Here is an 18,385-nt window from a genome sequence, read left to right as displayed (position 1 = left end):
TTGCCGACGCCGTACGGCGGGCGGAGACTCAAGGCACCCCTCCGCCACGGTGAGCCTTCGTGCCCGGTCTGTAATGACTGGAATGTCCGGGACGTCCGGCGGCTCCACCGACCGGAAAACCGGTTGACGGCTGCCTTAGCCTAGGCGGGTTCTGTGCGCCGGTCGGCGATCAACCACCCCTAGACCGTGAGGAGAGTGCTGCCTGCTGATGCCCCCTGATACGGACCCCCTCGAACAGAAGGACTCCAACGACTCGACCGGAGACGACACCGCCGGGCCCGCGGAGGCCCCCCGCCCGGCCCCCGCTCCCCCGCCGCGCCGCCGCGGCCTGACCTCCCTGTGGCGGATGAGGTCCTACCTCCGCCCCCATGTCACCCGCCTGGTCTTCATCTGGCTGCCCGCCCTCGTGGCGACCGGGATCGCGATCGTCATCCCGATGGTCGCCCGGAAGATCATCGACGGTCCCGTCGCGGACAGGGACACCGGCGCCCTGGTCCCCCTCGCCCTGCTGGCCCTGGCGCTGGGCGTGCTGGAGGCGGGCCTCATCTTCGCCCGCAGGTGGCTGATGTCCGACGTCGTCCTGGACGTGGAGACCAGGCTCCGCGACGACGTCTACCGGCACCTGCAGCGGCTGCCGATGGGCTTCCACGGCTCCTGGCAGTCCGGCCAGCTGCTGTCGCGCGTGACCACGGACCTGTCGGTGATCCGGCGGTTCCTCGGCTTCGGCATCCTCTTCCTCGTCCTGATCACCGTGCAGATCGTGACGGTGACCGTACTGCTGCTGAACATGTACTGGCCGCTCGGCCTGCTGGTCGCCCTGTCCGCGGCGCCGGTGGTGATCACCTCGCTGCGCTTCGAACGGGGGTACATCGACGTCTCCCGGCGGGTCCAGGACGAGCAGGGCGACCTCGCCACCGTGATCGAGGAGTCCGCGGTCGGCATCCGGACGATCAAAGCGTTCGGCCGCGGACGGCACATCGCCGGCCTCTTCGGCGAGGGGGCGGACAAGGTCTACCGCTCCTCGATGGAGAAGGTGCGGCTGTCATCGAGGTTCTTCACCTTCCTGGAGGTGGTCCCGAACGTCACCCTCGCGCTGGTGCTGCTGCTGGGCGCGCTCGCGGTCGGCTCGGGCGCGCTGACGCTGGGCACGCTGGTCGCCTTCACCACGCTGATGCTGCAGCTCGTGTGGCCCATCTCGGCCCTGGGCTTCATCCTGGTGCAGGGCCAGGAGGCGATGACCGCGGCGGACCGCGTGCTGGAGGTGCTCGACACCGAGCCGGAGATCGTCGGCGGTTCCGGGGAGATCGAGCGGCCCCGGGGGCACCTGCGGTTCGAGGGTGTGGAGTTCCGCTTCCCCGGCGCGGCCGAGCCGGTGCTGCGTGACGTCTGGCTGGACGTGCGGCCCGGCGAGACGGTCGCGGTCGTCGGCGCGACGGGCTCGGGCAAGACCACGCTGACCTCCCTGGTGCCGCGGCTGCACGACGTCACCGCGGGCCGGGTCACGATCGACGGGCACGACGTGCGGGACCTGTCGCTGCCCGCACTGCGCTCGCTGGTCGCCACGGCCTTCGAGGAGCCGACGCTGTTCTCGATGAGCGTCCGGGAGAACCTGACGCTGGGCCGGCACGACGCCACCGAGGAGGAGATCGAGGCGGCGATCGAGACGGCCCAGGCCGGGTTCGTCCACCGGCTGCCGTGGGGGCTGGACACCAGGATCGGCGAGCAGGGGATGTCGCTGTCCGGCGGTCAGCGCCAGCGGCTGGCCCTGGCCCGCGCCGTGCTGAGCCGGCCGAGGATCCTCGTGCTGGACGACACGCTCTCGGCGCTGGACGTCGAGACGGAGATCCTCGTGGAGGAGGCGCTGCGGCACGTGCTGCGCGACGCGACCGGGATCGTCGTGGCGCACCGCGCCTCCACCGTACTGCTGGCGGACAAGGTGGCGCTGCTGCTGGACGGCACGATCGCGCACGTCGGCCGGCACCACGAGCTGCTGGCGAGCGTGCCGGAGTACCGCGCGCTGCTGTCGGCGGCCCTGGACGACGAGATCGGCCCGGACCCGGACCCGGACTCAGGCCCGGACGGGGAGGCCGGCCTGGGCGCCGGCATGGACCTGGACAGCGAGGGGGCGCTGCGATGAGCACGACGGACCACGCGAGACCGGCGGGCGCGGCCCGCCCGGACCGGCCGGAGCACGAGCAGGACGATCGGGACGAGCAGGACGAGCGGGCGTGGCGGGGGGTCGCCGCCGAGAAGGACGACGACCTGCCGCCGCAGGAGTCGCTGGCGCTGCGCTCGCAGTCCAGGCGGCTGCTCGGCGAGCTGCTGCGCCCCTACCGCAGGCAGATCGCGCTGCTCGTCGCGGTCATCGTCGTCTGCAACGCCGCCGCCCTGGCCATCCCCTTCCTGGTCAAGGTCGGCATCGACTCCGGCATCCCGCCGATGGCCGCCGGGCACGGGCCGGGGACGCTGGTGACCGTCGTTGTGGCGATCCTGGTCGCGGCGGCCGTGCAGGCGGTGAGCCGGCAGGTGTTCCTCAGGATGGCTGGCCGGATCGGCCAGAACATCCTGCTGGAGCTGCGGCGGCGGGTGTTCGGCCACTTCCAGCGGCTGTCGCTGTCGTTCCATGACGACTACACCTCCGGGCGGGTCGTCGCGCGGCTCACCTCCGACATCGAGGCCATCTCCGAGATGCTGCAGTCGGGCTTCGACGGGCTGGTCACCGCCGTGCTGACGCTGGTCGGCACCGCGGTCCTGCTGCTGGTCCTGGACGTCCCGCTGGCGCTGGTCGCCCTGCTGCCGCTGCCGGTCCTGCTGCTGTTCACCCGGTGGTTCCGGCGGCAGTCGAGCCTCGCCTACCGCCGGACCCGGGAGACGGTCGCCCTGGTGATCGTCCACTTCGTGGAGTCGATGACCGGCATCCGGGCGGTCCAGGCGTTCCGCCGGGAGCCGCGCAACCAGGAGATCTTCTCCGAGCTCAACGTGGACTACCGGGACGCCAACCTCCGCAGCATGCGGCTGATCGCGATGTTCATGCCGGGGGTCAAGCTGATCGGCAACGTCACGATCGCAGCCGTCCTGCTGTACGGCGGCTGGCGGGCCATCGGCGGTGACGTCCAGGTGGGCGTGCTGGCGGCCTTCCTGCTCTACCTGCGGCAGTTCTACGAGCCGATGCAGGAGATCAGCCAGTTCTACAACACGTTCCAGTCGGCGGCGGCGGCGCTGGAGAAGCTCGCCGGCGTGCTGGACGAGCGGCCCGTGGTGGCCGAGCCGCGCGAGCCGGTGGCGCTGGAGCGGCCGCGCGGCGAGGTGCGGTTCGAGGGGGTGGAGTTCTCCTACCTCGACGGCACGCCGGTCCTGCCGGAGATGGACCTGGTGATCCCCGCCGGGCAGAACGTGGCGCTGGTCGGCACCACGGGGGCGGGCAAGACCACGCTGGCGAAGCTGGTCGCCAGGTTCTACGACCCCGTCGCCGGCCGGGTGCTGCTCGACGGCGTCGACCTGCGCGACCTCGCCGAGGAGACGCTGCGCGGCGCGGTGGTCATGGTGACGCAGGAGAACTTCCTGTTCACCGGTACGGTGGCCGACAACATCCGGTTCGGCCGTCCGGACGCGACCATGGACGAGGTCGTGGCGGCCGCCCGGTCGATCGGCGCCCACGACTTCATCTCGGCGCTCCCGGAGGGTTACGACACCCAGGTCGGCAAGCACGGCGGCCGGCTGTCGGCGGGCCAGCGGCAGCTGGTGGCCTTCGCCCGCGCCTTCCTCGCCGACCCGGCGGTGCTGATCCTCGACGAGGCCACCTCCAGCCTCGACGTGCCGGGTGAGCGGCTCGTGCAGCGGGCGATGCGCACGATCCTCGCCGACCGGACCGCGCTGATCATCGCCCACCGGCTGTCGACGGTCGAGACCGCCGAGCGGGTGCTGGTGATCGAGGGCGGCCGGATCGTGGAGGACGGCTCCCCGGACCGGCTCATCGCGGAGGGGGGCCGCTTCGCCGGTCTGCACCGGGCCTGGATGGACAGCGTGTCGGAGGGGTCCGGAGCCCCGGCCGGCCACGGGTGAGGCGTTCCGGCCGGACCGGGCAGGGCCCCGGTCCGGCCGGGAGGTTCAGGACCGCTGCGGCGCCGGGGCCTTCCTGCGGGCGGTCCGCACCGGCAGCGGGCAGGTCTCGCCGCGGGCGAGGTAGCGCACCCGGTCGGACAGGCCGCGCCGCTCGACCTCCTCGCGGAAGTCGTCGAGGCCGGAGGAGAACGCCTCGTAGTCGTCGTAGTGGATCGGCACGGCGTGCCTGGGGCCGATGAAGGAGAGCCACTCGGCGCCCTGCGCGCCGTCCATGGTCACCATCATCATGCCCAGGATCATGGTGCCGCCCAGGTGGACGACGCCCACGTCGATGTCGGGGTAACGCTCCGGGATGGGCGCGAGGAGCTCGCGGTCCATCAGCGTGTCGCCGCTGATGTACATGCGCAGGCCGACCCGGCCGTCCCGGCGGCCGAACTCCAGCATGCTGCCCATCACCGGCGGCAGCAGCACCTGGGCCGCCCCGGGCGCGTGCCGTCCGGGCAGCGCGGTGATCTTCAGCGTGCGGCCGTCGCGGCGGAGGATCCGCTCCTGCCAGGTGCTCAGGCCCGCGGCCTCGCCGAAGCCCTGGCGCCGCAGCCGCCGCGCCGCCTGCCGGGTGGTCACGATCGGCACGGACCGGTCGAGCCCGCGGCGGGCGACCCGGTCCCAGTGGTCGCCGTGCATGTGCGACAGCACGACGGCGTCGAGCGGGGGCAGGTCCTCCACCTGTATCGCCGGATCGGTGCGGCGCCTGCTGCTCAGGCCGTAGCCGAGGTAGGCGCGCCGGCCCCGGTGGAGGAAGTTCGGATCGGTGAGCAGGGTGAACCCGTCGTAGCGGATGAGCATCGTGGCGTTGCCGACGAAGAAGACGCCGGACTCGGGGAAGTCGACCATGACGGGCCTCCAGCTGGTGCGGAACCCGGGCCGCGACCCCGGTCACGCTTCGGGTGCTTCCTCGTTCTCAGCGAGCCATGCCCGTTTCGGGCGTTTTCTCACCGGGTTCTCGTTCTCTCACCGGGTTCTCACCGGGCTCGCCGTACCGCCGCTTCCCACCGGATCCTCACGGGCCCGCCGTATCGCCGCGCGCGGCCCCGGGCGGCGACACATGATGGGGATCATGGAAGCGAAGCGCATCTACCACGGCACCGGTCCCGGCCCCATCACCCCGGACGGCTGCGCCGTCGACTACTACGCGATGCTGACCCCGAACGGCGAGCCGGAGCTCGTGCACGGCGCCGTCCCGGCCGGCGCGAGCATCCTGGAGCTCGGCTCGGGGGCCGGAAGGGTCACCCACGGTCTCCTGGCCCTCGGCCACCCGGTGGTCGCCGTCGACGAGTCGCCGGAGATGCTCGCGCACATCGAAGGCGCCGAGACCGTCTGCTCCCCCATCCAGACGCTCGCCCTGGGCCGGACGTTCGACGTGGTCCTGCTCATGTCGTTCGTGATCGAGACGGCCGACGACGAGCTGCGCCGGGCGTTCCTGCGCACCTGCCGCGACCACGTCGCCGACGGCGGCCTGGTGATCCTCCAGCGCAAGCCCCCGGAGTGGTACGACACGGTCGGGCCCTCCGAGCGGGTGACCGACGACGGCCACGTCATGCGCATGACCGAGGTCAGCCGGCCGGAGCCCGGCATGCTGGCGGCCACCATGGAGTACACGGTCGGTGACCGGCGCTGGACCCACTTCTTCCTCAGCAGGCGCCTCGACGACGACTTCCTGGCGCGGGAGCTCGACGACGCCGGCCTGGCGATGGACGGCTTCGTCGACGGGGACCGCGGGTGGGTGCGGGCCGTACCGCGCTGACCCATCCGGCGGCGTGCTCTGTTCGGCCCTCCGGCCGAGGGCACGCCGCCGCCGGGCGGGGCGTGCCGGGGCGGCCGGGGGCGGCCGGAGCGCGACGGCGGGACGGGACGTCCGCGCAGGTCACGATGGGTGACGCGGGCCACACGGTTGGGGCGGAACCGATTCAGGCGGAGGGGAACGGGGCAGAAGACCGAGGTGGTCCCGGGCCGCGGGCGGGGTTCCGCGTGTCCGCAGCACGCCGGCGCGGGACGTACGTTGAAGGAGAAGGAGCGGGTGTTCGCCCTGCTCGGCTCACGAAGGGTGTGATCGCGGTGACGGCCCCGGTTGACAACGACACGCTGGTCCTGGCCGACGATGACGACGACTTCAGCGGCGTCTCGGCGTCCGCGACCTCCGACCCGGTCAAGGACTACCTCAAGCAGATCGGCAAGGTCCCCCTGCTCAACGCCGAGCAGGAGGTGGAGCTGGCCAAGCGCATCGAGGCCGGTCTGTTCGCCGAGGAGCAGCTCGCCACCGACGGCGACGGCCTGGCCCCCGACGTCCGCGCGGAGCTGGAGTGGATCGCCGAGGACGGCCGCCGGGCCAAGAACCACCTGCTGGAGGCCAACCTCCGGCTCGTGGTCTCGCTGGCCAAGCGTTACACCGGCCGCGGCATGCTGTTCCTGGACCTCATCCAGGAGGGCAACCTCGGCCTGATCCGCGCGGTGGAGAAGTTCGACTACACCAAGGGTTTCAAGTTCTCCACCTACGCCACCTGGTGGATCAAGCAGGCCGTGACCCGCGCCATGGCCGACCAGGCGCGGACCATCCGCATCCCGGTCCACATGGTCGAGGTGATCAACAAGCTGGCCCGCGTGCAGCGGCAGATGACGGCCGACCTGGGCCGCGACCCCACCCCGGAGGAGCTGGGCCGCGAGCTCGACATGCCGGCGGAGAGGATCGTCGAGGTCCAGAAGTACGGCCGCGAGCCGATCTCCCTGCACAGCCCGCTCGGCACCGAGGGTGACAGCGAGTTCGGCGACCTCATCGAGGACTCCGAGGCGCCCACCCCGGCCGACGCGGTCAGCTTCACGCTCCTGCAGGAGCAGCTGAGCTCGGTGCTCGACACGCTGTCGGAGCGCGAGGCGGGCGTGGTGTCCATGCGGTTCGGCCTGACCGACGGTCAGCCCAAGACGCTCGACGAGATCGGCAAGGTCTACGGCGTGACGCGCGAGCGCATCCGGCAGATCGAGTCCAAGACCATGTCGAAGCTGCGCCACCCGTCCCGGTCCCAGGCCCTGCGCGACTATCTGGCCTGAGGATCCGCTATCCGGCCTGAGGATCCGCGGGACCGTCCTCGGGGCCGTCCTCATCGTGGCCGGCCGGTCCGTGCGGGGGCCGGTCACGCGGGCCCGTGTGGAGCAGGTGCCGTACCGGGGAGTTGTCCAGCACGGCGGCGAACGCCTCGATCACCCCCTCGCCCAGCGGGCGGACCGCCTCCACCACGGCCTGGGTGCGGGCGCCGACCTCCTGGATGATCCCCTCGACGATCTGCGGCAGGGGCGGCGCCGGCAGGCCGAGCCGCTGCCGCGGCGGGGCTTTCTCTGGTGGCGCCCAGCGCATCGAGTCCTCGCTCATGGTGAGCCATTCGTCGACGACTCCGTCGATGGCGTCGAGCACGTGATCGGGATCGCTTGCCATAGCGGCCCCCCGGGTGGCTTATGTCCTATGACTCGACGGTACCGCGCCGGGTCCGGCGGGGCCACGGCGAGCCCGGGCCGATCCTCGGGGAGGCTCGCATAGCCGCAGGTGAAAGAGGGTAAAACGGGGGCCGGGCAGGCGGCGGCGCCCAGCCGCCGGGCGTCGCTCGGGGGAGATGGGTCGTGGCCGGACTGCGGACGGGAAAAGGCGTGCTGCGCCGCAAGCCCTTCGAACAGATCGAAGAGGCCGGGGGCGGCGGGACGGGGCAGCTCACCCGTGTGCTGGGGGTGTGGCAGCTCACCGCGATCGGGGTGGGCGGCATCATCGGCGCGGGCATCTTCACGCTCGCGGGCGCGGTGGCCAACGGCAAGGCCGGTCCCGCCGTCGTGCTGTCGTTCCTGGTCGCCGGGATCGCGAGCGCGGCGGCGGCGTTCTCCTACGCCGAGTTCGCCGGGCTCATCCCGAAGGCGGGGTCCGCCTACACCTACGGCTACGCGGTGCTCGGCGAGCTGCCGGGCTGGTTCATCGGCTGGGACCTGCTGCTGGAGTACACCGCGATCGTCGCGGTGGTCGCCATCGGCATCTCCGGCTACTTCTCCTTCCTGCTGGGCAGTCTCGGCGCCGATCTCCCGGCGTGGATGCTGGGCGCGCCGGGGACGGGCGGCGGGCACCGGGTGGACCTGTTCGCCGCGCTGCTGTGCCTGCTGATCGCCTGGCTGCTGAACCTCGGGATGCGCAACGCGGCCCGGTTCGAGATGGCCGTCGTCGGGCTGAAGGTCGCCGTGGTCATCCTGGTCATCGTGGTCGGCGCCTTCTACGTCAGGTCCTCGAACTACGTCCCCTTCTTCCCCTTCGGCGTCGGGGGCGTGTTCGCGGGCGCGGCCACGGTGTTCTTCGCGGTGTTCGGCTACGACGCGATGAGCACCGCCGCGGAGGAGTCCAAGGACGCCACGCGGCACATGCCGAGGGCGATCATGTACTCGCTCGCCATCGCGATGACGCTGTACGTGCTGGCCTGTCTGGTGCTGACCGGCATGCAGAAGTACACCGAGATCGATCGGGAGAGCGGCTTCTCCACGGCGTTCCAGTCGGTGGGCCTGACCCGGCTCGCGGACGTGATCGCGGTCGGGGCGATCATCGGCATCCTCACCGTGATGTTCACGTTCATGCTCGGGGTGACCCGGGTGTGGTTCGCGATGAGCCGCGACGGGCTGCTGCCGAAGTGGTTCGCCAAGACCCACCCGGTACGGCACGTGCCGTACCGGGTGACCTGGATCGTCGGCGTCCTCTCGGCGCTCATCGCCGGGTTCCTGCCCATCGTGGAGGCGGCGGAGCTGACCAACATCGGCATCCTGCTGGCGTTCGTGGTGGTGTGCGCCGCGGTGATCGTGCTGCGCTACCGGCGGCCCGACCTGCCGCGGACCTTCCGCGTCCCGGGCATGCCGGTCGTCCCGGCCGTCGGCATCGCCTTCTCGCTCTGGCTGATCACCTTCCTGGCGTGGCAGACCTGGGTGCGGTTCGCGGTGTGGTTCGTGATCGGCCTGGTGGTGTACTTCGCCTACTCCTAACGGCACTCGGAGCTGGCCGGGGCCCGGGACGGGGAGGGGACGCCGGAATAAACGCGGGCCGGGGCGGGTTCGCCGCTGACATGGCTCATGACATCTCCGGCGACGTCCCCGGTGACATCCGCGGCGCGGCGCGCGGCTCCGCCGAGGTCCCGCTGTCCATCCTCGACCTGGCGCCCGTCGGCAGGGGCTTCACCGCCACCCAGGCGCTGGCGGGCAGCACCGAGCTGGCCAGACGCGCCGAGGAGTGGGGCTACCACCGCATCTGGGTGGCCGAGCACCACGGGATGCCGTCGGTGGCCAGCTCCTCCCCTGCAGTGCTGATCGCCCACCTTGCCGCGGCGACCCGGACGATCAGGCTGGGCTCCGGCGGCGTGATGCTGCCCAACCACGCGCCGCTGATCATCGCCGAGCAGTTCGGCACCCTGCACGCCCTGCACCCCGGCCGCATCGACCTCGGTCTCGGTCGCGCCCCGGGCACCGACCCGGCCACCGCGCGGGCGCTGCGCCGCGGCGACCTGGGGCCCGACGACTTCCCCGAGCAGCTCGCCGAACTGACCGGCTTCCTCGACGCCTCGTTCCCGGCCGACGACCCCCTGCACCGGCTCTCGGCCGTCCCCCGCTCCCCGGAGTCGGGCCGCCCGCCGATCTGGCTGCTCGGCTCCAGCGGCTTCAGCGCCCAGCTCGCCGGCCTGCTGGGGCTGCCGTTCGCGTTCGCCCACCACTTCAGCTCCGCCAACACCGTCCCCGCTCTGGAGCTGTACCGGTCGGCGTTCCAGCCGTCGGAGGCGCTGGACCGGCCGTACGCGATGATCGGCGTCGCCGCCGTGGCGGCCGGGACCGCCGAGGAGGCGCTGCGCCTGGCCCGGCCGGGCGCGCTGGCCATGCTGCGCCTGCGCCGCGGCGCCCCGGAGCCGATCCCCACGCCCGAGGAGGCGGAGGCGTACCCCTACTCCGCGGCCGAGGCGGCCTTCGTCCACGACCACCTGTCGAACGTGGTGCTGGGCGACGCCGCCGCGGTGCGCGCGGGGCTGGAGGAGCTGCGCAAGCGCACCGAGGCCGACGAGCTGATGATCACCTCGCAGCTCGCCGACCCCGAGGCGCGGATCCGCTCCTACGGTCTGATCGCCGAAGCGTACGGCCTGCCCGGCGCCTGACCGTACGGCGCCCGGCCCGCGTGCCCGCGTGCCCGCGCGAGCGGCCCTGTGCCCGGCCGTACCCGGTGCCCGGCGTCTGACCGGGCGTCAGGGCGTGCAGCCGCCGAAGGCGACGGGCAGGTGGCGGGGGCCGCGCAGCACCGGGTTGCGCCGGTAGGGCGGCGGATCCTCCACCAGCCGGGGCTCGACGAGCCGGCGGGCCAGCTCGGTGAGCGCGACCTGTGCCTCCAGCCGGGCCAGCGGCGCGCCGAAGCAGTAGTGGATGCCGCCGCCGAACCCGAGGTGCTCGTTGCCGGTCCGGCCGGGGTCGAACCGGTCGGGGTCGGTGAAGCGTCTGGGGTCCCGGTTGCCGGAGGCCAGGACCAGCCAGACGGGCGCCCCCCGGGGGATGGTGACGCCGCCGACGTCGATGTCGGCGAGGGCGGTGCGCTGGGGCAGGAGCTGCACCGGCGGTTCGAAGCGCAGCAGCTCCTCCACCAGCGGCACGGCCAGGCCGGGCTCCTCCCGCAGCCTCCGCAGGGCGTCGGGGTGCCGCAGCAGGGTCAGCATGCCGTTGGTGATGAGGTTCACCGTGGTCTCGTGGCCAGCGATGAGCAGCAGGACCGCGGTGACGACCAGCTCCAGCGGCGACATGCGCTCCCGGTCGCCGTGCCCGGCGACCAGCGCGGACAGCATGTCGCCGCCGGGCGCGCGGCGGTGGTCCTCGATCAGTCCGGCCAGGTAGCGGCCCAGCTCCCCGCGGGCCCGCTGGGCGGCGCGCCGCCGTTCGACCGGGCCCTCCCCCTCCTCGCCGGGGTCGAGCCCGGCGACGATCGCCTCGGCCCAGACGTGGAAGCGCGCCTCGTCCTCGTGCGGCACCCCGAGGAGCTCGCAGATCACCATCACCGGGAAGGGGTAGGCGAAGTCCTCGACGAGGTCGGCCTCCTCCCGGTCGCGCAGGCCGTCGATCAGGCCGGAGACCATCCGGGCGAGGTCGCCGCGCATGTCGCTGATCCGCCGGGGGCTGTCCGGCGGCCCGAACGGCCGGTTCGCCAGCCGGCGCAGCCGGTCGTGCTCGGGCGGGTCGAGCCGCAGGAAGGCGGGCGGCAGCCCCTCCTGCTCCTCCTCCAGGAGGTCCTCCTCACCTGCGGTGGGGACCCGGTTGCGGGGGTCGGAGCTGAGGCGGGGGTCGTGCAGCAGGGCGGCGATCTCCCAGTACGTGCTCACCGCGTAGACGCCGTCCTCCTGCCGCGCCACCGGCGTCCTGCGCAGTTCGGCGTAGAGCGGGTAGGGGTCGGCGCGGCTGGCGTAGTCGGTGATCCGCCGCAGCAGGGTGGCTGAGGTCATGACGGGCTCCTCTCGGCGGACGGCCCTCGGAAGGCGGGTACGGTTCCCGGGGTCGGCGGGCGGTTCTCAGCGGTTCTCGGTGGTTCCGTGAAGCGGCGGACGGCTCTCGGATCGGCGGGCGGTCCCTAGAGTCCTCAGCGGTCCTCAGAGGCGGGCCGGGACGAACGTGACGCGCCGCTCGTCGGGCGCGTAGCCGCTCAGGGTGACGGTGGGGCCGTGGGTGGGCAGGGCGGGGTCGGGGAACTCCGCCGGGATCGCCCGCGCACCCCCGGGGGCGCGGTCCACCTGGGCGAAATCCGGCGGGAAGGGCGCGGCCGACTCGATGAGCCGGCCGTAGAACGGCAGCCACCTGCCGTGGTCGAAGGTGACGGCGGCGATGACGCGCCCCTGGTGGCCGTAGGCGGCGACGAACCGGCGCGTCGCCAGGGACCCCTGGACGACGGCCAGCTCGCGGCCCATGGGCGGGACGCCGACGGACTTGATGTTGACGCCGAACTGGGCGGACCAGAACGCCGGCAGCCACAGGTGCGGGCGGCGGTCCGGACCGGGGCTGACCATGTTGTGCGCGGCGACCTCGGCCTGGGCGACCGCGTTGCCCCAGTGCTCCAGCGACAGGAACTGGTAGCCGAACAGCGGGTGCGGGGACCGGGCGACGTCCCCGGCGACGAAGACGTCGTCGGTGACGATGCCGTGCACGTCGAAGGCCCGGCACCCGGCGTCGCAGGCGATTCCCCGCGGCCCGGCGGCCAGCCCGGATCCGGCGAGCCACTCGGTGTTGCGCACCGCGCCCAGCGCGACGACGGCCACGTCCGCCTCCAGCACGGTGCCGTCGGACAGGTGGGCGCACCGCAGCCGCCCGGCCTGGTCGCCCTCCAGCGCGGTGACCGTGATGCCGCAGCGCAGGTCCACGCCGTGCTCGCGGTGCAGCTCGGCCGCCACCGCGCCGACGACGCCGCCCAGCGCTCCGACGAGCGGTGCGGGGCCGCGCTCGGCGACCGTGACGTCGATCCCCCGCTCCCGGCAGGCCGAGGCGATCTCCGAGCCGGTGAACCCGGCGCCGATGACGAGCACCCGGTGGGGCCGCGCGTCCATCCGGCGGGCGAGACCGGCCGCGTCGTCGCTGGTGCGCAGGGTGAAGACGCCGTCCAGGGCGGCCTCGGCCTCCCTGATCCACGGGCGGGCGCGGGTGCCGGTCGCGATCAGCAGGCGATCGTAGCGCACCTCGTCCCCGCCGGCCAGCCGTACCAGCCGTCCGGACGGGTCGAGCCCGGTGGCGGCCTCCCCGAGCAGCCAGCGCGCCTCCAGCGCGCGGCGCCGCGGCAGGAGGGTGTCGCCGGCGCCGGTGAGGCCCAGCAGGACCTGCTTGGACAGCGGCGGCCGGTCGTAGGGCTCGTGCGGCTCGTCACCGATCATGGTCAGTGTCCCGGTGAAGCCCTTCTCGCGGAGCGTCTCGGCGGCCCGCAGGCCCGCCAGGGACGCGCCGACCACGACGGCGTGGCCGCGCCGCCGGAACTCCTCCGCCGCTCCGTCAGCCGCGGGCACCGGTCCCCGCCCCCTCCGGCGCGGCCGCCTCGCCGGGCCACTCGACGAGGATGGCCTGGACCGGGCAGGACGCGGCGGCCCGCATGACCTGCTCGCGCCGCTCGTCCCCGGGGCCGGGCTCGTACATCAGCGCCTCCTCGCCGTGCATGGCGAAGACGTCGGGTGCCTGGAAGACGCACTGCGCGTACGCCTCGCACCGGTTGAGGTCCACGACGATCCTCACGAGAGCTGCCCCCATTCGGCGGGTGCGGCGTCGGACGCTGCCAGCCTAGGGAGCGGACCTGGGGAAACATCATCCGGAAACCGGGGTGTTGCGGCTTTTGGCGGGGTCTTTGCCGCCGTCCGCCCCAACGGAGGGGAACGCCCGCGCCGCGGCCCGTCCGGCCTCGGCGGAGGCCGGCGCCCGGCCTTTCGAGGGACCGCTCCCCGGCCCCGTCGAGGGGCCCGCTCCCCGTCTCGCGGGTGAAACCAGGTCAAAGACGGGTAGAGCACCTGCGATGAAGGTAAACGACTGGTTCCTCACCCCCGAGGAACGGGGAAACCCGGCGACGTCCATCGACGGCCGGCACGATCCCGGTGTCGCCTGGTCGGACGGCAACACGGTCCGGCCCATCCCGCACGGCGCGCCGTACTTCGCCGAGCTGCTCGCCCGGGTCCGCGAACTGCGCGCCGGGGACCTGCTGCTGTTCACCGACTGGCGGGGCGACCCCTCCGAGCGGCTGGACGGCCCCGGCACGGAGGTCGCCCAGATCTTCGGGGAGGCGGCCAAGCGCGGCGTCGTGGTCAAGGGGCTGCTGTGGCGCTCGCACTGGGACGGACTCCGCTTCAGCGAGGCCGAGAACCGCCACCTGGGCGACGAGATCGAGGCCGCCGGCGGCGAGTGCCTGCGCGACATGCGGGTCCCGCCCGGCGGCTCCCACCACCAGAAGCTCGTGGTGCTGCGGCACCGGGACCGCCCGGAACGTGACATCGCCTACGTCGGCGGGATCGACCTGTGCTGGAGCCGCCGCGACGACGCCGCGCACGACGGCGACCCGCAGGCCGCGCCCATGTCCGGGGTGTACGGCGAGCGCCCGCCCTGGCACGACGTGCAGGCGGCGATCCAGGGTCCCGCCGTGGGCGACGTCGAGGCCGTCTTCCGGGAACGCTGGGAGGACCCCGGCCCGCTGACCCGCAACCCCGTGCACCGCCTGGCCGACCTGCTGCGCCGCGAGGACACCCGCCCCGACCCGCTGCCGCGGCAGTTCCCCGACCCGCCCGCCCGCGGGCCGCACGCCGTACAGCTCCTGCGGACCTACGCCCACCGGCTGACCCGCTACCCGTTCGCGCCGCGGGGCGAGCGGAGCATCGCCCGCGGCTACCTCAAGGCGCTGCGCCGCGCCCGCGCCCTGGTCTACATCGAGGACCAGTACCTGTGGTCGCCGCAGGTCGCCGAGTCGTTCGCCGACGCGCTGCGCGACAACCCGGACCTGCTGATGATCAGTGTCCTGCCGTTGCACTCCGACGAGGACGGCCTGCTGGGCGACGTCCCCCAGGTACTGGGCCGCAACCGGGCGCTGTCGGTGCTCCAGGAGGCCGGCGGCGAGCGCTTCGCGGTGTACGGGCTGGAGAACGGGAACGGCACCCCGGTCTACGTCCACGCCAAGGTCTGCGTCGTCGACGACGTGTGGGCGACCATCGGCTCCGACAACTTCAACCGCCGCTCCTGGACCTACGACTCCGAGCTGACCTGCGCGGTGCTCGACGAGACCCCGGACGGCCGCGCGCCGCTGGACCCCGCCGGCCACGGCGACGGAGCCCGCCGCCTCCCCCGGGACCTGCGGCTCACCCTCGCCCGCGAGCACCTCGAGCTGCCGGAGGACGACGACGGCGTCCTGCTGGACCCGCGGTCCTTCTTCGACGCGTTCGCCGCCTGCGCCGCCCGCCTCGACCACTGGCACGAGGAGGGACGGCGCGGCCCCCGGCCGCCCGGCCGGCTGCGTGCCTACCGGTCGCCGGGTCTCTCCCGGTGGACCGCCCTGTGGGCCGACCCGCTCTACCGGATCGTGCACGACCCCGACGGGCGGCCACGCGCCCTGCGCCGCGCCGGCTCCTACTGAACGGCGGAAACCGGACGGCGGAAAGTCCGCTCCGCGCCGGCCGCCGGGGCCTCCCCACCGCCGGGGCGTCCCGGAGGAGCGCGACGGTGCGCGCACCGGATCTCCACGGAATCTGCACCGGCGCCGGTTACGCTCCCACACCATGATCAGGTCAAGGGCGGTCGGTCTCCTGGTGTGGCTCGCGGTGCTGCCGGTCGCGGCGTGGGCGGTGGTCAGGACCGCCGGGTGGACCCCGGCCTGGCAGTGGGTCCCGCTGGTGGCGTTCACGCCGTACGTGGCGGCGCTCTCGGTGGTCACGCTGCTGCTCGCGGCGGTGTCGCGCCGCCGGGCGTCCGCCGCCGTGGCCCTCGCGGCGAGCGTGGCGCTCATCGCGGCCGTGCTCCCCCGGTACGTCGCCGACGGAGGCCCGGCCGCCGGGCCGTCGCGGCTGCGGGTGCTCGCGGCGAACCTGAGGGTGGGCTCGGGCGACACCGCGTCGCTCATGAGGCTGGTGCGCGACCTGAGGCCGGACGTGCTCGCCCTCCAGGAGCTCACCCCCGCCGCGCTCGGCCGCCTGGACGAGGCGGGCCTGCGGGGCCTGATGCCGTACGTCGTGGACCGCTCCCGGCCCGGCGTGTCCGGGTCGGGCATCTACTCCCGCCATCCGCTCACCGAGGCGCCGCTGATCGAGCTGGGCCGCTTCCGCCAGTCGCGGGCCGTCGTCGCGCTGCCGGGCGGCCGGGAGGTCGAGGTCGTCTCGGTGCACCCGTGCGCACCCAGCCAGACCGGCAAGGTGCCCTGCTGGGGCGCGGGCCTGGCGGCGCTGCCGCGGGCGGGCGGCCGTCCGCGGGTGCTGGCCGGCGACTTCAACGCCACCCTCGACCATCCGCCGGTGCGGGACCTGCTGGCGAGCGGCTACCGCGACGCGGCCGACGCCACCGGGCGGGGGCTGACGCCGACCTGGCCGCGGCTCGGGTGGAGGTCCCTGCCCGGCGTGACGATCGACCACGTGCTCGCCGACCGGCGGATGCCGGTGAGCGCGTTCAGCGTGCACTCCCTGCCCGGCAGCGACCACCGCCCGGTCTTCGCCGAACTCGGCCTCCCCTGACGGACCGGCCCCGCCGTACCCGTCACGGCCGCCCGACCAGGTCCGTCCCCGGGTCCCGCCGTGACCGGCGGGACCGCCCCGGCTCAGCCCGCCGTACCGGCCGTGACGGGTACGGCGGGGCCGGCGGGTTCCTGGTCGAACTGGGTCCGGTACAGCTGCTCGTAGCGGCCGCCCGCCGCCAGCAGCTCGGCGTGGGTGCCGCGCTCCACGACCCGCCCGTCCTCGATCACCAGGATGAGGTCGGCCGCGCGGACGGTGGACAGCCGGTGCGCGATCACCACCGCCGTCCGGCCGTCCAGGGCCTCCCCCAGCGCGGCCTGCACCGCGGCCTCGGAGGTGGAGTCCAGGTGCGCGGTGGCCTCATCCAGGATCACCACCCGGGACCGGGCCAGCAGGACCCTGGCGATGGTCAGCCGCTGCCGCTCGCCGCCGGAGAGCCGGTAGCCGCGCTCGCCCACGACGGTGTCCAGACCGTCGGGCAGCGCGTCGACGATCTCGGTCAGGCGGGCGCGGCGCAGCACGTCCAGCAGCTCCTCCTCCGTCGCCTCCGGCCGCGCCAGCAGCAGGTTCGCGCGGATCGTGTCGTGGAACAGGTGCCCGTCCTGGGTGACCATCCCGACGGCCCCGCGGACCGACTCGGCCGTCAGGTCGCGCACGTCCACCCCGGAGAGCCGTACGGCGCCCGCGTCGACGTCGTAGAGCCTCGGGATGAGCTGCGCGATCGTCGACTTCCCCGCCCCCGAGGAGCCGACCAGCGCCACCATGCGGCCCGGCTCGGCGCGGAAGGACACCCCGTGCAGCACCTCCACGCCGCCGCGCGTGTCGAGCCGGGCGACGTCCTCCAGGGAGGCGAGCGACACCTTGTCCGCCGACGGGTAGGCGAACCGGACGTCGTCGAACTCGACCGCCACCGGCCCGTCGGGCACCGCGCGGGCGCCGGGACGCTCGGCGACGAGCGGCTTGAGATCGAGGATTTCGAACACCCGCTCGAAGCTCACCAGCGCGCTCATCACCTCCACGCGGGCGCCGGCCAGGGAGGTCAGCGGCGCGTACAGGCGGGTGAGCAGCAGCGCGAGCGCGACCACGGCGCCCGGGTCGAGCAGCGACCGCAGCGCGTAGGCGCCTCCGACGCCGTAGACGAGGGCCAGGGCCAGGGCCGAGACCAGCGTCAGCGCGGTGACGAACACCGACTGCGTCATCGCCGTGCGCACCCCGATGTCCCGCACCCGGCGGGCGCGGGCGACGAACTCGGCCGACTCCTCGGCCGGGCGGCCGAAGAGCTTCACCAGCGTCGCCCCGGGTGCGGAGAAACGCTCGGTCATCTGCGTGCTCATCGTCGCGTTGTGCGCGGCCGCCTCACGCCTCAGCCGGGCCAGCCGGGAGCCCATCCGCCGGGCGGGCAGCACGAACACCGGCAGCAGGATCAGCGAGAGCAGGGTGATCTGCCAGGAGACGCCGATCATCACCACCAGCGTGAGCAGCAGCGTGACGAGGTTTCCGGCCACGCCGGAGAGGGTGTCGCTGAACGCCCGCTGCGCGCCGATCACGTCGTTGTTCAGCCTGCTGACCAGCGCGCCCGTGCGGGTCCGGGTGAAGAAGGCCACCGGCATGCGCTGCACGTGGTCGAAGACGGCGGCGCGCAGGTCGAGGATGAGCCCCTCGCCCAGGGTCGCCGACAGCCACCTCGTCGCCAGGCCGAGCCCGGCCTCCGCCAGCGCGATCACCGCGATCAGCGCCGAGAGACGGACCACGGCCTCCACCGGGGCGCGGTTGACGATCGCGTCGACGACCTGGCCCGCGAGCACCGGCGTGGCGACCGCCAGCACCGCCCCCACCACGCTGAGCAGCAGGAACAACACCAGCTTGCGGGTGTGCGGCCGGGCGAAGGCTCCGATCCGGCGCAGCGTGGCCATGGAGAACGGCCGTTTGTCCTCCTGCGCCTGCATCGTGGCGTACATCGAGTGCCACGCCGCCATTTCCATGTTCATCAGGACACCACCGGATTTCTTTTAGGATCGAGGGGTCGATCCTAAAACCTCAACTAAGGTCGAGGTCAAGGTGGC

13 protein-coding genes and 1 pseudogene are annotated in these 18,385 nt (G+C 73.4%); 8 read left to right on the top strand and 6 right to left on the bottom strand.

All coding sequences use genetic code 11. From position 1 onward, the window contains the following. The first annotated feature begins 208 nt into the window (after positions 1-208). Positions 209-2,137 carry an ABC transporter ATP-binding protein gene (locus AB0D67_RS12985; RefSeq protein WP_362933254.1) on the top strand — a complete coding sequence of 643 codons (1,929 nt, stop codon included), beginning with the start codon at positions 209-211 and terminating at the stop codon, positions 2,135-2,137. Then, positions 2,134-4,062: an ABC transporter ATP-binding protein gene (locus AB0D67_RS12980; protein WP_362933251.1), complete on the top strand. Its 1,929-nt coding sequence runs from the start codon at positions 2,134-2,136 to the stop codon at positions 4,060-4,062. Before AB0D67_RS12985 ends, AB0D67_RS12980 begins: the two co-directional genes overlap by 4 nt. Positions 4,063-4,107: 45 nt before the next feature. Here AB0D67_RS12980 and AB0D67_RS12975 read toward each other — a convergent pair whose 3' ends face one another. Continuing rightward, positions 4,108-4,956 carry an MBL fold metallo-hydrolase gene (locus AB0D67_RS12975; protein ID WP_362933248.1) on the bottom strand — a complete coding sequence of 283 codons (849 nt, stop codon included), beginning with the start codon at positions 4,954-4,956 and terminating at the stop codon, positions 4,108-4,110. 223 nt (positions 4,957-5,179) lie between these two features. Between AB0D67_RS12975 and AB0D67_RS12970 the strand changes: the two genes are divergently transcribed. Next, complete coding sequence (locus tag AB0D67_RS12970) at positions 5,180-5,866, top strand: class I SAM-dependent methyltransferase (protein ID WP_362933245.1); 687 nt, start codon at positions 5,180-5,182, stop codon at positions 5,864-5,866. A gap of 326 nt (positions 5,867-6,192) precedes the next feature. Beyond that, positions 6,193-7,164, top strand: a pseudogene (locus tag AB0D67_RS12965) (RNA polymerase sigma factor); the annotation flags it as partial. 7 nt (positions 7,165-7,171) lie between these two features. Here the strand turns inward: AB0D67_RS12965 and AB0D67_RS12960 are convergent. Further along, the gene (locus AB0D67_RS12960; RefSeq protein WP_362933243.1) at positions 7,172-7,546 is read right to left on the bottom strand and encodes a hypothetical protein; all 375 of its coding nucleotides are present in this window, start codon (positions 7,544-7,546) and stop codon (positions 7,172-7,174) included. Between the two features lie 182 nt (positions 7,547-7,728). Between AB0D67_RS12960 and AB0D67_RS12955 the strand changes: the two genes are divergently transcribed. Both AB0D67_RS12955 and AB0D67_RS12950 read left to right on the top strand, forming a co-directional pair. Next, positions 7,729-9,114, top strand: coding sequence for an amino acid permease (locus AB0D67_RS12955; RefSeq protein WP_362933240.1), 1,386 nt, complete (start codon positions 7,729-7,731; stop codon positions 9,112-9,114). 80 nt (positions 9,115-9,194) lie between these two features. Continuing rightward, positions 9,195-10,268 (top strand): LLM class flavin-dependent oxidoreductase, encoded by a 1,074-nt coding sequence (locus AB0D67_RS12950; protein ID WP_362933237.1) that lies wholly within the window; start codon positions 9,195-9,197, stop codon positions 10,266-10,268. Positions 10,269-10,355: 87 nt separating this feature from the next. On the opposite strand, the gene AB0D67_RS12945 is transcribed toward AB0D67_RS12950, so the two are convergent. From AB0D67_RS12945 to AB0D67_RS12935, 3 genes are all read right to left on the bottom strand, one after another. Further along, complete coding sequence (locus AB0D67_RS12945; RefSeq protein WP_362933234.1) at positions 10,356-11,594, bottom strand: cytochrome P450; 1,239 nt, start codon at positions 11,592-11,594, stop codon at positions 10,356-10,358. Between the two features lie 144 nt (positions 11,595-11,738). Further along, the gene (locus AB0D67_RS12940) at positions 11,739-13,136 is read right to left on the bottom strand and encodes an FAD-dependent oxidoreductase (protein WP_362933231.1); all 1,398 of its coding nucleotides are present in this window, start codon (positions 13,134-13,136) and stop codon (positions 11,739-11,741) included. Continuing rightward, a complete protein-coding gene (locus AB0D67_RS12935; RefSeq protein WP_362933228.1) occupies positions 13,123-13,359 on the bottom strand; it encodes a ferredoxin in 237 nt (78 codons plus the stop codon). Before AB0D67_RS12935 ends, AB0D67_RS12940 begins: the two co-directional genes overlap by 14 nt. Before the next feature lie 274 nt (positions 13,360-13,633). On the opposite strand from AB0D67_RS12935, the gene AB0D67_RS12930 reads away from it, so the two are divergent. Continuing rightward, positions 13,634-15,235, top strand: coding sequence for a phospholipase D family protein (locus AB0D67_RS12930; protein WP_362933225.1), 1,602 nt, complete (start codon positions 13,634-13,636; stop codon positions 15,233-15,235). A gap of 142 nt (positions 15,236-15,377) precedes the next feature. Beyond that, positions 15,378-16,322, top strand: coding sequence for an endonuclease/exonuclease/phosphatase family protein (locus AB0D67_RS12925; RefSeq protein ID WP_362933222.1), 945 nt, complete (start codon positions 15,378-15,380; stop codon positions 16,320-16,322). Positions 16,323-16,405: 83 nt separating this feature from the next. On the opposite strand, the gene AB0D67_RS12920 is transcribed toward AB0D67_RS12925, so the two are convergent. Beyond that, positions 16,406-18,310 carry an ABC transporter ATP-binding protein gene (locus AB0D67_RS12920; RefSeq protein ID WP_362933219.1) on the bottom strand — a complete coding sequence of 635 codons (1,905 nt, stop codon included), beginning with the start codon at positions 18,308-18,310 and terminating at the stop codon, positions 16,406-16,408. Positions 18,311-18,385: the final 75 nt, after the last annotated feature.

Origin of the sequence: Streptosporangium sp. NPDC048047 (genome assembly GCF_040653115.1) — a bacterium.
Lineage (GTDB): Bacteria > Actinomycetota > Actinomycetes > Streptosporangiales > Streptosporangiaceae > Streptosporangium.
Note: the sequence above shows the minus strand (reverse complement) of the source record. Positions and strands in the feature narration are given on the sequence as shown.